13 protein-coding genes are annotated in these 12,634 nt (G+C 64.4%); 6 read left to right on the forward strand and 7 right to left on the reverse strand.

What is annotated here, in order from left to right; all coding sequences use genetic code 11:
• Positions 1–5 precede the first annotated feature (5 nt).
• Complete coding sequence (locus tag ACOQFP_RS13175) at positions 6–599, reverse strand: suppressor of fused domain protein (protein WP_206490231.1); 594 nt, start codon at positions 597–599, stop codon at positions 6–8.
• 68 nt (positions 600–667) lie between these two features.
• Here ACOQFP_RS13175 and ACOQFP_RS13180 point away from each other — a divergent pair, with 68 nt between their 5' ends.
• Together ACOQFP_RS13180 and ACOQFP_RS13185 are read left to right on the forward strand one after the other, a co-directional pair.
• Positions 668–1,384, forward strand: coding sequence for a metallophosphoesterase (locus tag ACOQFP_RS13180; protein WP_341244617.1), 717 nt, complete (start codon positions 668–670; stop codon positions 1,382–1,384).
• Entirely contained in the window at positions 1,374–2,234 is an 861-nt protein-coding gene (locus ACOQFP_RS13185) for a chromosome partitioning protein ParB (protein WP_206490229.1), read from the forward strand. Before ACOQFP_RS13180 ends, ACOQFP_RS13185 begins: the two co-directional genes overlap by 11 nt.
• Positions 2,235–2,326: 92 nt before the next feature.
• Here ACOQFP_RS13185 and ACOQFP_RS13190 read toward each other — a convergent pair whose 3' ends face one another.
• From ACOQFP_RS13190 to ACOQFP_RS13215, 6 genes are all read right to left on the reverse strand, one after another.
• Entirely contained in the window at positions 2,327–3,496 is a 1,170-nt protein-coding gene (locus ACOQFP_RS13190; protein ID WP_206490228.1) for an ABC transporter ATP-binding protein, read from the reverse strand.
• Positions 3,497–3,501: 5 nt separating this feature from the next.
• On the reverse strand, positions 3,502–4,335 hold the full coding sequence (locus tag ACOQFP_RS13195) for a carbohydrate ABC transporter permease (protein ID WP_206490227.1): 834 nt from the start codon (positions 4,333–4,335) through the stop codon (positions 3,502–3,504).
• On the reverse strand, positions 4,335–5,282 hold the full coding sequence (locus tag ACOQFP_RS13200; RefSeq protein ID WP_206490226.1) for a carbohydrate ABC transporter permease: 948 nt from the start codon (positions 5,280–5,282) through the stop codon (positions 4,335–4,337). The genes ACOQFP_RS13195 and ACOQFP_RS13200 overlap by 1 nt, the downstream gene beginning before the upstream one ends.
• Complete coding sequence (locus ACOQFP_RS13205; RefSeq protein ID WP_421584566.1) at positions 5,279–6,601, reverse strand: extracellular solute-binding protein; 1,323 nt, start codon at positions 6,599–6,601, stop codon at positions 5,279–5,281. Before ACOQFP_RS13205 ends, ACOQFP_RS13200 begins: the two co-directional genes overlap by 4 nt.
• Before the next feature lie 195 nt (positions 6,602–6,796).
• Positions 6,797–7,285: a general stress protein gene (locus tag ACOQFP_RS13210; protein ID WP_206490224.1), complete on the reverse strand. Its 489-nt coding sequence runs from the start codon at positions 7,283–7,285 to the stop codon at positions 6,797–6,799.
• A gap of 69 nt (positions 7,286–7,354) precedes the next feature.
• Positions 7,355–8,311, reverse strand: coding sequence for an HpcH/HpaI aldolase/citrate lyase family protein (locus ACOQFP_RS13215; protein ID WP_206490223.1), 957 nt, complete (start codon positions 8,309–8,311; stop codon positions 7,355–7,357).
• A 59-nt stretch (positions 8,312–8,370) separates the two neighbouring features.
• Here ACOQFP_RS13215 and ACOQFP_RS13220 point away from each other — a divergent pair, with 59 nt between their 5' ends.
• The 4 genes from ACOQFP_RS13220 (at position 8,371) to ACOQFP_RS13235 (ending at position 12,392) form a co-directional block, all read left to right on the forward strand.
• Positions 8,371–9,645, forward strand: coding sequence for a magnesium transporter MgtE N-terminal domain-containing protein (locus tag ACOQFP_RS13220; protein ID WP_421584567.1), 1,275 nt, complete (start codon positions 8,371–8,373; stop codon positions 9,643–9,645).
• Between the two features lie 20 nt (positions 9,646–9,665).
• Positions 9,666–10,196 (forward strand): DUF1003 domain-containing protein, encoded by a 531-nt coding sequence (locus tag ACOQFP_RS13225; RefSeq protein WP_206490631.1) that lies wholly within the window; start codon positions 9,666–9,668, stop codon positions 10,194–10,196.
• A gap of 124 nt (positions 10,197–10,320) precedes the next feature.
• The gene (locus ACOQFP_RS13230) at positions 10,321–11,193 is read left to right on the forward strand and encodes a murein transglycosylase (protein ID WP_341244618.1); all 873 of its coding nucleotides are present in this window, start codon (positions 10,321–10,323) and stop codon (positions 11,191–11,193) included.
• A gap of 62 nt (positions 11,194–11,255) precedes the next feature.
• Entirely contained in the window at positions 11,256–12,392 is a 1,137-nt protein-coding gene (locus ACOQFP_RS13235; protein WP_341244619.1) for an Mrp/NBP35 family ATP-binding protein, read from the forward strand.
• The last annotated feature ends 242 nt before the right edge of the window (positions 12,393–12,634 follow it).

The raw sequence follows: 12,634 nt of genomic DNA on the forward strand, positions 1-12,634 counted from the left end.
AACGGTCAGAGACTGGCTGCCGACCGGTTGGGATCGCGGACGTCGATCCCGGCCTCGGTCCAGGCCTCGCGTAGTGCGTCCGCCCCGCGTAGCCGTACCCAGGCGGCCTCTGTGCCGGTCAGAGGCACAGCCGCGAGAAAACGAACGGGATCGTAGGGCTCGGGCAGCGTCAGGTCGTCGATATCGCTCGCACCGAGCAACACCGCGGTGAACGGCGCATTCGCCCAGAGTGGTTCACCCAGGTCGAGCAGCGCGTCCTCCACCAGTACGACGCCCTCCACCGCAGGTGAAGCGGCCAGCACGGCCAGGCTCTTGTGCACGCCCGACGCCACTCCTGCCCCACCGGTGAGGGTCAACACCAGTTCGGCTCGGGGACCACGCGAGGGGTCGGCGACGAGTTCGTTGGGGTCGGCCATGGGGTGCCGAGAACAGCCGAGACTGACGTACCGGACCACATCGGAGTCCGCGCCGAATCTCAGCACGTCCAGCGGCTCGAGGCCGAGGAACGTCACCGAGGCCGAGGACGGCTCCGCGTCGCCTGTCTCGGTCGTCAGATGTGCGCGTACCGCTGCAATGACACTGTCGCTCACCTGACCCATCCAACACCACCGTGCCCGAGAAGTCCGTTCGGAGGTACCACCCACCGGAGATGGGTACCGTCGTACCCGTGGTCTCCGTTCTCGCTGTCGCCGACGAAACGATCGAATCCCTGTGGAGTCCGCAGGTGAAGTCGCTGGGCGTCGACCTGATTCTCGGTGCAGGCGATCTGCCGTTCGACTACCTCGAGTACCTCACCGACGCGTTGAACGCGCCCTGTGTCTTCGTTCCCGGCAATCACGACGCGGACCTCAGCGGCTACTCGGCCGGCCGAGCCGGATGGATGCGTGCCGGGCTCCCCACCACGTGGCCCGGTCCTGTCGGTGCCGTCAATGCCGATCGCCGCATCGTCACCGTGGCGGATCTGCGCATCGCCGGTCTCGGCGGATCGATCCGCTACAACGGTGGGCCGAATCAGTGGACTCAGCGGCAGCAGCGCCGCAGGGCCCGCACCCTCACTCGCACGTACGCATGGCACCAGAATGTTCGCAAGGATGCTCGACCACTGGACATACTGCTCACGCACAGTCCGCCGCTCGGCGTCGGTGACGACACCGACCCCGCACACATCGGATTCGACTGTCTCGACGAGGTGACGCGTCGACTCTCGCCACAGTTGTTGTTGCACGGCCATATTCATCCACACGGTGCAACCCCGGACGATCTGACCCTGCATGGGGCCGCGGTGATCAACACCGTCGGATACACCCTGTTCGAGATCGAACCCGGCAGCCGTGCAACACAATTCAATGCACCGAAGATCGTGAGGCGCAGACATGGCACGTGACACCGGTTTTCCTGCCGCCGATGCGGAGAACGACTTCACCCGCCAGCGCAGGCGGGCCGACGTCGCCCGCCTGGTCGGCTGGCTTCGGCGTCAACCCGACGACGTCAACACCATCCTGCCGTTCGACGAGGTGGTCGCTGCCCTGGGCAAGGTGGGCGAGCGTCACCTCGGTCTGCAGGTCATCCGCGTCGAGACCATCGTCGGCAGTGTCGATCGCACACGCGATTTCGATCGCTTCTTCCGGCCGACGTCGGCGCGCATCCGCGAACGCTGGCAGCGACTCGCTGCCGCTCAGCGCCGCGGTGAGGCGATGCCGCCGATCCAGGTGTACCGCATCGGCGGCATGCATTTCGTCGTCGACGGCCATCACCGGGTGTCCATCGCGTTCGCCATGCACCGCACGTCGATCGATGCCGTGGTCACCGAGATCATCACGCGCATCTCACCCGAGGGCATCACCCGACGCGGCGACCTGCTGATCAAGGATCATCGGCGCATCTTCCTCAGTCGGGTGCCGCTGGTGGGCCGGGCGCGCGAGGCCGTTCAGGTCACCGATCCCTTCGACTACGCCCAGCTCAGCGAATCGGTGGAAGCCTGGGGATTCCGGTTGATGCAGGAGGTCGGCGAGTTCGTCGACCGCGGTACCGTCGCGCGGCGTTGGTTCGGCGAGGAGTACCTGCCGGTGGTACGCATGGTGCGCGCGGCCGAGATCCTCGAGGACCGCACCGACGCCGAGGCATACCTCTGGATGAGCCGGGAACGCTACCGTCTTGTGCGTGAGCACGTCTGGAACGACGAAATCGTCAGCGAGTTGCGCCAGCAGGCACTGAGAAAAGCTCCTCGGCAGTGACGGCGGGCGGCCGCCCACGGGATCTGCGTGGCGGTCCAGGTGAGCGGAACCTCGTCTACGACCACGAAGTTCCACTCACCTGAGCGTGGCGCTCAGATCGTCAGATTGGTGCCCGAGGCCTGGTCGAACACCGCCACCTTCGCGGGATCGAACCACAGTTCCACCTGACCGCCCTCGGCGGCCTTGGACTCCGCCGCCAGACGCGCGACCACCTGTGCGCCACCGAGATCGGTGATACCGGCGTCGGCCGCGAGTTCCTGAAGCTCACTGGATTCGACTCGTGCGCCCTCGAGAGTGAAGTAGACGTACTTGTCGCTGCCCATCGATTCGAGCACATCCACCGTCGCAGTGAAGGTGGCCCCGCTCATCTTCTGGTACCCGTCGATCAACGCTGCGTCCTCGAAGTGCTCGGGGCGAATTCCCACGACCACCTCGCGGCCCGGGTTCTTGGCCTTGATCGAATCCATCCGCTCGAGCGGAATGTCGATCTCACCGAGTGCAGTCGACACTCCGTTCGAGGTGAGCTGTCCGGGAATGAAATTCATCGACGGCGATCCGATGAAGCCGCCGACGAACAGGTTTCGCGGCTTGTCGTAGAGCTCCTGCGGGGAACCGATCTGCTGCACCAACCCGCCGCGCAGCACCACGACGCGATCGCCGAGCGTCATCGCCTCGGTCTGATCATGCGTGACGTAGACGGTGGTGGTGCCGAGCCGCTTCTGCAGCCGCGAGATCTCGGCGCGCGTCTGCACACGCAGCTTGGCGTCGAGGTTGGACAGCGGCTCGTCCATCAGGAACGCCTTGGGTGTGCGAACGATTGCGCGGCCCATGGCAACTCGCTGCCGCTGACCACCGGAGAGGTTCGCCGGCTTGCGATCCAGATGCTGGCTGAGGTCGAGGATCTTGGCTGCCTCTTCGACCTTGCCGTTGATCTCGGACTTCGAGAGCTTGGCCAGTGTCAGCGGGAAGGCGATGTTCTGTCGCACCGTCATGTGCGGATACAGCGCGTAGGACTGGAACACCATCGCGATGTCGCGGTCCTTCGGTGCCCGCTCGTTGACCCGCTCCCCCGCGATCCGCAGCTCGCCGGAGGAGATGTCCTCGAGGCCGGCGATCATGTTGAGAGTGGTCGACTTTCCGCAGCCGGACGGGCCGACCAGGATGATGAACTCGCCGTCGGCGATGGTGATGTCGACGTCGCTGACCGCAGCCGCGCCGTCGGGGTAGAGCTTGGTGACTTTGTCGAGAACGATTTCGGCCATGACGGTTATCCCTTCACTGCGCCGGACGTCAAGCCCGCCACGATACGTCGTTGGAAGAAGAGCACGAAAATGATGATCGGGATCGTGATGACGACGGCCGCCGCCGCGATCGACCCTGTGGGCTCCTCGAACTGAGAGCTACCGGTGAACTGCGAGATGGCCGCCGGAACAGTGATGGAGCGCTCCGTCGCCGTCAACGAGATGGCGAGAAGCAGGTCGTTCCAGGCGAAGATGAACACCAGGATCGATGCAGTGACGATGCCCGGTGCTGCGAGCGGAGCGATCACCTTGCGGAACGCCTGAGCAGGTGTTGCGCCGTCCATCTTCGCTGCCTTTTCGAGCTCCCACGGAATCTCGCGGAAGAACGCCGAGAGGGTGTAGATCGCCAACGGCAAGGCGAAGGTGATGTACGGAATGATCAGCCCCGGCCAGGTATCGAACAGTCCCAGCTTGCGGGAGATGTCGAACAGTGGTGTCACCAGGGAGATCTGCGGGAACATCGCGATGAGCAGCGCGGCGCCGACGAGCAGTTTCTTTCCCGGAAAATCCAGGCGAGCCACCGCGTATGCGGCCATCGTGCCGACCACCACGGCGATCGCGGTGGTGATCAACCCGATTCCGATCGAGTTCACCAATGCCGAGGTGAATTGATTGGTCGAGAAGATGCCCTTGTAGTTGTCGAAGGTGATCGACGACGGAATGAACTTGCCGTCGGCGATGGTGGCCGTCGACTTGAACGACAGACTGATGATCCACAGCAGCGGGATGAGTGCGTAGAGCAGGACGAGGACGTTGACGACCGTCCAGCCGACCTTCTTGCGAGGCGTAACAGTGGTCATTACTTGCGGCCTCCATCGTCGGATCCCGGTGCCGAGGCACCGAACAACTTGATGAACACGAACGCGATGATCGCGACACAGAAGAAGATCAGGATGCTGATTGCGGACCCGAGACCAAGATTGAACGCACCGAACAGGTTGTCGTAACCGAGAATCGACACCGATCCGGTCTCGTTGCTACCTCGGGTGAGCACGTAGATGTTGTCGAAGATCCGGAATGCGTCCAGCGTGCGGAAGAGCACCGCGACGAGAATCGCCGGCTTCATCAACGGGATGGTGATGCGCATCAGCCTGGTCCATCCACCTGCTCCGTCGACCTCGGCCGCCTTGAGCAGATCATCGGGCACCAACGCCAAACCTGCCAGCAGCAGCAACGCCATGAACGGCGTCGTCTTCCACACCTCGGCCAGAACGACGATGGCCAGGGACGGGAACTGCTCGGTGAGCGGAGCACTACCGTCGGGCAACAGATTCGCGAGATATCCCGTACCGGGTGTCCACGCGTAGTACCAGCTGTATGCCGCGGCGACGGTCACGATGCCGTACGGGATGAGCACAACGGTGCGCACCAGTCCGCGGCCGAAGATGGTGCGGTGCATGACCAGAGCCACCGCAAGACCGAGGACGAACTCGATGATCACCGAGATGATCGTGATGCCCGCCGTCACGCTGAACGCCGTCCACCAGTAGCCGTCGGACAGCACCGTCACGTAGTTGGAGATGCCGACGAATTCGCGGTCCTCGGGAAACGCGAGGTTGTATTTCTGCAGGCTCAGCCAGAACGCGTAGACGATCGGATAGCCGGTGACAGCGAGCATCAGGATCGCTGCGGGTGCGACGAGCAACAGCCCCAGGCGACGTTCGGCCTTCTTGCCGTCGGAGATGTTCTTCAGCGCTGCTTGTCTGTCGAGAGCCTTCGGCTGCGGCTCGGCCGTGTGCGCACTCATGGAATCAACCCTTCGGAATTGACGGCCTTGGTGACCAGATCTGCGAGCTTGTCCACGTCGGCTACCGGATCGATGTTCTGGGGCGGGTTGAGCGCATCGGTCAACAGAATCGAAATGCTTTGGTAGGCAGGCGATACGGGCCGCACTGCCGCCGATTCGATGGAACCGAGCACGCCCTCCCATGCGGGATAGACAGCCTGGAAATCGGGATCGTCGTAGAGACTTGCGAGAACCGGCGGTACACCACCGTTGACGGCGTTGTTGCGCTGATTCTGCTCATTGGTCAGGCATGCCACCGCATCCCAGGCCAGATCCTCGTGTTGGGTGGTCTTCGCGACCCCGATGTTGAATCCGCCGATGGTGACCTTCGCGGGCTCACCCGGAATCACCTCCGGATACGGAGCACTACGAAAGACCTCGGCAATGCGCGCATCCTGCTGGTCGGCGGGCACTCCGGACAGGTCCAGGAACGACACCCCACCGGCCTGCGCGTTCTCTTTCAGACCGGGCAACACGAACGGGTAGTTGACCTGGAAGGCCATCCGACCCGCTTCCATCCCGAGCCGGGCAGTTCCCTCGTCGCTCTGCGAGATCGACGGATCGTGGCCGTCGGCCGTGGCCACCCGCTTGATGATCTCGAGTGCCTTCTCGGTGGCCGCGCGATGCTCGGGGGTGTCGTTCAGCGTGACCGTCTTTCCGTCCTCGGCGACGACCGACCCGCCGGCGCTTTCGAGCAACGTGTTGAACCAGACCATGAAGCCCTCGTACTGCTTGGCCTGAACCCCGATCTCCGCGGGCCTGCCCGCCGCGGCGTTGGCCTCGGCCACGTCGATCAACTCATCCCAGGTCTGCGGCGGTGTGCCTCCCGGAACCTCGTCCGGTCGGTACCAGAGCAGCTGCGTGTTGGAGTTGAGAGGAACCGCATAGAGCTGGTCTTTCCATTCCGCAGTGGCGAGGGGGCCTTCCAGGGTGGAGCCGTCGCGCAGTTTCGCGGACAGATCGGCAGGGACGGGCAATGCCCAGCCGGCTTCGGCGAATTCGGCGGTCCACACCACATCGAGTGTCATCAGATCGAGCGTCTGGTCGTTTCCGGCGAGACGCCGCGCGAGCTGGAGCCGCTGATCGTTGGCGCTCTTGGGGAGGGTCCGCTGCTCCACGCGGTATCGACCGTTCGAGGCGTCCGAGCACACCTGTGCCGCAGCGGCGTACTGCTCTGCGCCGTCTGCGGCAGTATAGAAACTGAGAACGGGAATCGAATTGTCCGACGAACCACACGCTGCGAGCAACGGACTCGTCACCAGAGCCGCTGCCGCCAACACCCCTATCCTCGTTGCTTTTCCACGCCTACGACCGCGATGTCTCGGCACTTTTCGCCTCCGTACGTTCAGTTACTCGCGCAGCACTTGTGTCGGCACTGCCGTGCACGAAAGAAACGTAACCGAACTCACTGGAATCGAGGGCGATTTGGGGCTATTCCGTTACCTGTCGGTTGCCTGGCCGTCCAATTGTTGTGATCAGATCGACAGCTTGGCGAGTAGGTCGCGCGCTTTCTCGGCGGTTCGCGGCTCGCAGAGGACGTCGTATCGACCCGCAACCAACTGCATGCTCGACGCGAAATCTCGCTGACCCTTGGTTGCCGCGTACGGAATCGATGCCGAGATCAGCCCGAAGATGATGCCGCCGCCGACACCGATGAGCAGCGCTCCGAAGATGTTCTCGCTGAAGATGCCGAGCACAAGACCGAGGAATACACCCAGCCACGCTCCCGAAACAATGCCTCCGCCAATGACTTTCGGCCACGTGAGGCGGCCGAGAACGCGCTCGACCTGCATCAGGTCGACGCCGACGATCGTGACGTCCTGCACCGAGAACTCTTCGTCGGAGAGATAGTCGACGGCGCGCTGCGCCTCGGCGTAGGTGGGGTACGAACCGATGGGCCACCCGGAAGGCGGCGTCGGCAGTCCCTGCCCCGAGCGGCCGGACTGTGAGAGGGGATTGGTCATATCTCCATTGTGCCCCGAAACGGACAACCGTCACAGCCACTGCAGCGTTTCATTACGCGCGACGCAACGTCAGGACACGGGCGGCGTGAAGGTCGTCGTGCGCGTCATCCCGGCAGCACGACCCTTCGCCGAGACCACGAGCGCCATCTTGCGGCTCGCCTCGTCGATCATCTCGTCGCCGAGCATCACCGCGCCGCGGCCACCGCCCGCCGCGGAGGTATGAAACGCGTACGCGTCGAGAATCATCTCGGCCTTGTCGTAATCGTCCTGTCGGGGCGCGAAGATCTCGTTGGCGGCCTCGATCTGCGTCGGATGCAGCACCCACTTGCCGTCGAAGCCGAGCCCGGCAGTGCGGCCCGCGGCCCGACGGAAAGCGTCGAGATCGCGAATCTGCAGGTAAGGGCCGTCGATCGCTTGAAGTCCATGGGTCCGCGCCGCAAGCAGAATGGTCATCAGGATGTGGTGATAGGCGTCGCCGGTGTCGTACCCCACCGGCTGCTCGCCGACGACGAGGGTGCGCATGTTGACACTTGCCATCAGATCCGCCGGACCGAACACCAGGGTCTGCACTCGCGGGCTTGCGGTCGCGATCTCGTCGATGTTGCGCAGGCTGCGCGCGCTCTCGATCTGCGGCTCGATCCCGATCGCACCGACGTCGAGCCCGTGGGTGCGCTCGAGTTGCGACAGCAACAGATCCAACGCCTGCACGTGTGCCGCACACTCGACCTTCGGCAGCAGGATCGCATCCAGCGCGCGGCCCGCACCCGAGACGACGTCGATGACATCGCCGTACGTCCATTGCGTCGTCCAGTCGTTGACACGAACGACCTTGAGTTGACCGCCCCAGCCGTCGGAGTTCAGGGCATCGACGATGCGCGCGCGGGCCTCCACTTTCGCGATGGGAGCCACGGCGTCTTCGAGATCGAGGAAAATCGCGTCGGCAGGCAGCCCCTTGGCCTTGGCGATCATCTTGTCCGAACTGCCCGGAACGGCCAACACCGATCGCCGAAGGCCCGAAGCACTCACCGCAGCACAACCCCTGTCTGATTCAGACTCTTCCTTGCCGAGCCTCTAACCTTGCCATCATGGCAGCACTGAGCAAGGTATTCGCGGCCAGGCTCGCCGGCCTGGGTGTATTGGGCCCCGACGGCGAATCGATCGGCCGGGTTCGCGACGTGGTGGTCTCGATGCGCGTCGGCAGAGCGCAACCCAGAGTGCTGGGGCTGGTGGTCGAATTGGCCACTCGACGAAGAATTTTCGTGCCGATGCTTCGCGTGACCAGTATCGAGCCCAACTCTGTTCAACTCACCACCGGCAACGTCAGTTTGCGTCGATTCACCCAGCGCGCGAACGAGATCCTGGTGTTCGCTCAGATCCTCGACTCCAAGGTGCGCGTCGATGACCCCGAGCTCGACGAGCTGCACGAGGTCGACTCGGTCGTCGTGGATCTCGGCATCGAGCTGACCCGAACCCGCGACTGGGTGGTCGCGCGCGTGGCGGTCCGCAAGCAACGTCAGCGCCTGGCCCGGCGCGGTGCCATCCACGTGGTGGACTGGCAACACGTACAGGGTCTCACCCAGAACGAGCTCTCGTTGCCCGATCAGGGTGTGGCGCAGCTGCTGATGCAGTTCGAGGATCTACGCGCCGCCGACGTGGCGAACGCGATGCGTGAGCTGCCCGTCAAACGCCGGATGGAAGTGGCGAGGGCACTCGACGACGAGCGCCTCGCCGACGTCGTTCAGGAGCTACCCGACGACGATCAGGTGGAGTTGATGCACTACCTCGGCGTCGATCGCGGTGCCGACGTGCTCGAAGCCATGGATCCCGACGACGCCGCCGACTTGCTGGGCGAGCTACCCGAGACCGAGGCGGAATTGCTTCTGCGACTGATGGATCCGGAGGACTCCGCGCCTGTCCGTCGACTGCTCGAGCACTCCCCCGATACCGCGGGCGGTCTGATGACGCCGGAGCCTGTCGTGCTCAACGCGTCGACGACGGTGGCCGAGGCGCTGGCGCGGGTGCGTAACCCCGATCTGACCCCTGCGCTCGCCTCGCTGGTGTTCGTGGTGCGGCCACCGACTGCGACGCCGACCGGGCCGTACCTCGGCTGCGTTCATCTACAACAATTGCTTCGAGAACCCCCGGCAAGCCTGGTCGGCGGCGTGGTGGACAGCGCGTTGCCGCGGTTGTCCCCGGAGGACAGCCTCACTGCCGTGACGCGATACTTCGCGACGTACAACCTCGTCTGCGGCCCGGTGGTCGACGACGAGGATCACCTGGTCGGGGCAGTGACCGTGGACGACGTCCTCGATCACCTACTGCCCGAGGACTGGCGAGATCAGGAAGTGGCCGGACAGTGAAAGAAACAGCACGCCAGAGAATGGACACCCCGCGCGGATCGCGGATGTTCAATGTCAATCTCGATTTCGATCTCGGCAAGTCGGGTGAGAAGGCAGCCCGATTTCTCGGCACCGGACGCTATCTGGCGATTCAGACCGCCATCGTGGTGGTCTGGATCTTCCTCAATGTCGTCGCCGTCAACCTGCGTTGGGATCCGTATCCCTTCATTCTGCTCAACCTGGCGTTCTCGACCCAGGCCGCATACGCCGCGCCGTTGATCCTGCTGGCGCAGAATCGTCAGGACGACCGCGACCGCGTCTCCCTGGAGGAGGACCGCTCCCGTGCGCAGCAGACGAAGGCGGACACCGAATTCCTCGCACGCGAGCTGGCAGCATTGCGCATCGCCGTCGGTGAAGTCGCCACCCGTGACTATCTGCGCCGCGAACTCGACGACATCAAGGCCCTACTGGAAACGGTGGCGGGTCAGCCCCCGAGCACCCCGAAGAAGGCCCGCAAGAAGGCTGCTGCACGGCTGGCAGAGGACGGGAACTCGGACATCGACGTGCCGTAGTCCGATCGCCGTCCACGGCTGATAACGGCCCGATAACAGAACAGTCTCGAATCAGGTACCCTCGATCCCGGTCATCAGGTCGGGCCCCGGACGAGTCCCGGGGATATCAGGAGGTACAGCTCGCGTGGGTCGTCACAGAAAAGCATCGAATTCCAAGATGCGACGGAATTCGGTGATTGCTCTGGCCGGGCTCGTCCCCGCAGGACTTGTCACCGCAGCTACCAGCGCCGGAGCTGCAGAATACATTCCGTTCGTCAGCGCCAAGACCTCGCCCGCCGCACAGGAATCGAACTCCGTGGTCGAAACTCCGGAACCGATCGCCCAGGATCGTCCGGCGCAGCCGGTGGCCGAGGCCGAGCTTCCGGTACCGGCTCCGGTCCCCGAACCCGCCCCGGCTCCTGAGATCCCGCCCACACCGGAGCTGCCCACCAATCTCGCTGTGAGCCCCATCGCCATCCCCGTCGTCAACGTCGCCGCCTACAAGAACGCGGAACGGATCCTGGCCCAGCAACAACCCGGCTGCGGCATCAGCTGGACCGTCATCGCCGGCATCGGCCGCGTCGAATCCACCCACGCCAACAACGGCAAGGTCGACGACTCGGGTGAACTGCACGAGCCCATCCTCGGGCCCCGCCTGAACGGCACCCTCGCAGGCAACCAGGTGATCCCCGACACCGACGGCGGAGTCCTCGACGGCGACCCCGAATACGATCGCGCAGTCGGACCCATGCAGTTCCTGCCGTCCACGTGGAACCTCTACCACGCCGACGGCAACGGCGACGGCGTCTCGGACCCCCAGAACCTGTACGACGCGGCCCTGGCCACCGGCATGTACCTCTGCGACGGCGGCACCAACATGCGCGATCTCGGATCCACCACGAAAGCGATCCTGCGCTACAACAATTCGATGGCATACGTGGCGAACGTGCTCGCCTGGTCGGCCGGATACGCCACCGGCATCGTTCCGACCTCGGACCAGCTGCCGCGCATTCACTGACCGGCCGGCGCTGCGCTGCCCTGCCGTTCATCGAGCCCCTGCGCACCGCCTAGCATGAAGACATGGCTGTACTGACCGAATCCGACGTTCGGACCGCGCTCACGAAAGTGATCGACCCGGAGATCCGCAAACCCATCACCGATCTCGGGATGGTCAAGAGCATCGATATCTCCGCCGACGGGACCGTCGGCGTCGGCATCTACCTCACCACCTCCGGTTGCCCGATGAAGACCGAGATCAGCGATCGCGTCAAGAACGCCGTCGCCGATGTCGCGGGGGTCGGCACCGTGACGGTCGAACTCGACGTGATGAACGACGAGCAGCGCACCGAACTCCGCAAATCCCTGCGCGGCGATTCCGCAGAACCGATCATCCCGTTCGCGCAACCCGGATCCCTGACGCGCGTTTACGCGGTGGCGTCTGGCAAGGGCGGCGTCGGAAAATCCAGCGTCACCGTCAATCTTGCCGCCTCACTGACCGCTCGCGGGTTGTCGGTGGGAGTTCTCGACGCGGACATCTACGGCCATTCCGTGCCGCGCATGCTCGGCAACGACGCACGGCCGACCCAGGTCGAGAAGATGATCATGCCGCCGCAGGCGCACGGGGTGAAGTTCATCTCGATTGCCCAGTTCACCCAGGGCAATACCCCGGTGGTGTGGCGTGGACCGATGCTGCACCGCGCCCTGCAACAATTCCTCGCCGACGTCTTCTGGGGCGATCTCGACGTACTGCTGCTCGACCTGCCGCCCGGCACCGGCGATGTGGCGATCTCTGTCGCTCAGCTCATTCCGAGCGCCGAGATTCTCGTGGTCACCACGCCGCAACAGGCCGCGGCCGAGGTGGCCGAGCGAGCGGGAGCCATTGCCCTGCAGACGCGTCAGCGCGTGGCGGGCGTGGTGGAGAACATGTCGTGGCTCGAACTGCCGGACGGCACCCGCATGGACATCTTCGGATCCGGTGGTGGCCAGGACGTATCGGACCGACTGAGCAAGGCCGTCGGAGCCGACGTTCCACTGCTGGGGCAGATTCCCCTCGACACCGCCGTCCGCGAGGGCGGCGACGCGGGCACCCCGATCGTGTTGAGCAACCCGGAATCGCCCGCGGCACAAGCTCTGGAAGCGGTGGCGGCCAAGTTGGCGGTACGCGAGCGGGGCCTGGTGGGTATGTCGCTGGGAATCGACTCGGCCCGCACGCTCTAGAGCCCGACTGTTCACCCGACGACGCCGTCGAGCACAGGTTGCCCCAGTGCGCTCCCCCGCCCGCCTGCGCTCCCCCGCCCGGGTCAATGGACCATTGCACTGCTCAGACGTATGTGCACCGCTCCCCGGAAGTTGGACTGAGTAATTCAGTTCCGACTACCGGGGAGTTTTGTATGCGTGCACGAAGTTCACTTACCGAGGATCAGCGGGTCGCGGCGGTAGCGTTGTTCGAGGATGGTGTG

Source organism: Rhodococcus sp. MALMAid1271 (assembly GCF_049195265.1).
GTDB lineage: Bacteria > Actinomycetota > Actinomycetes > Mycobacteriales > Mycobacteriaceae > Rhodococcoides.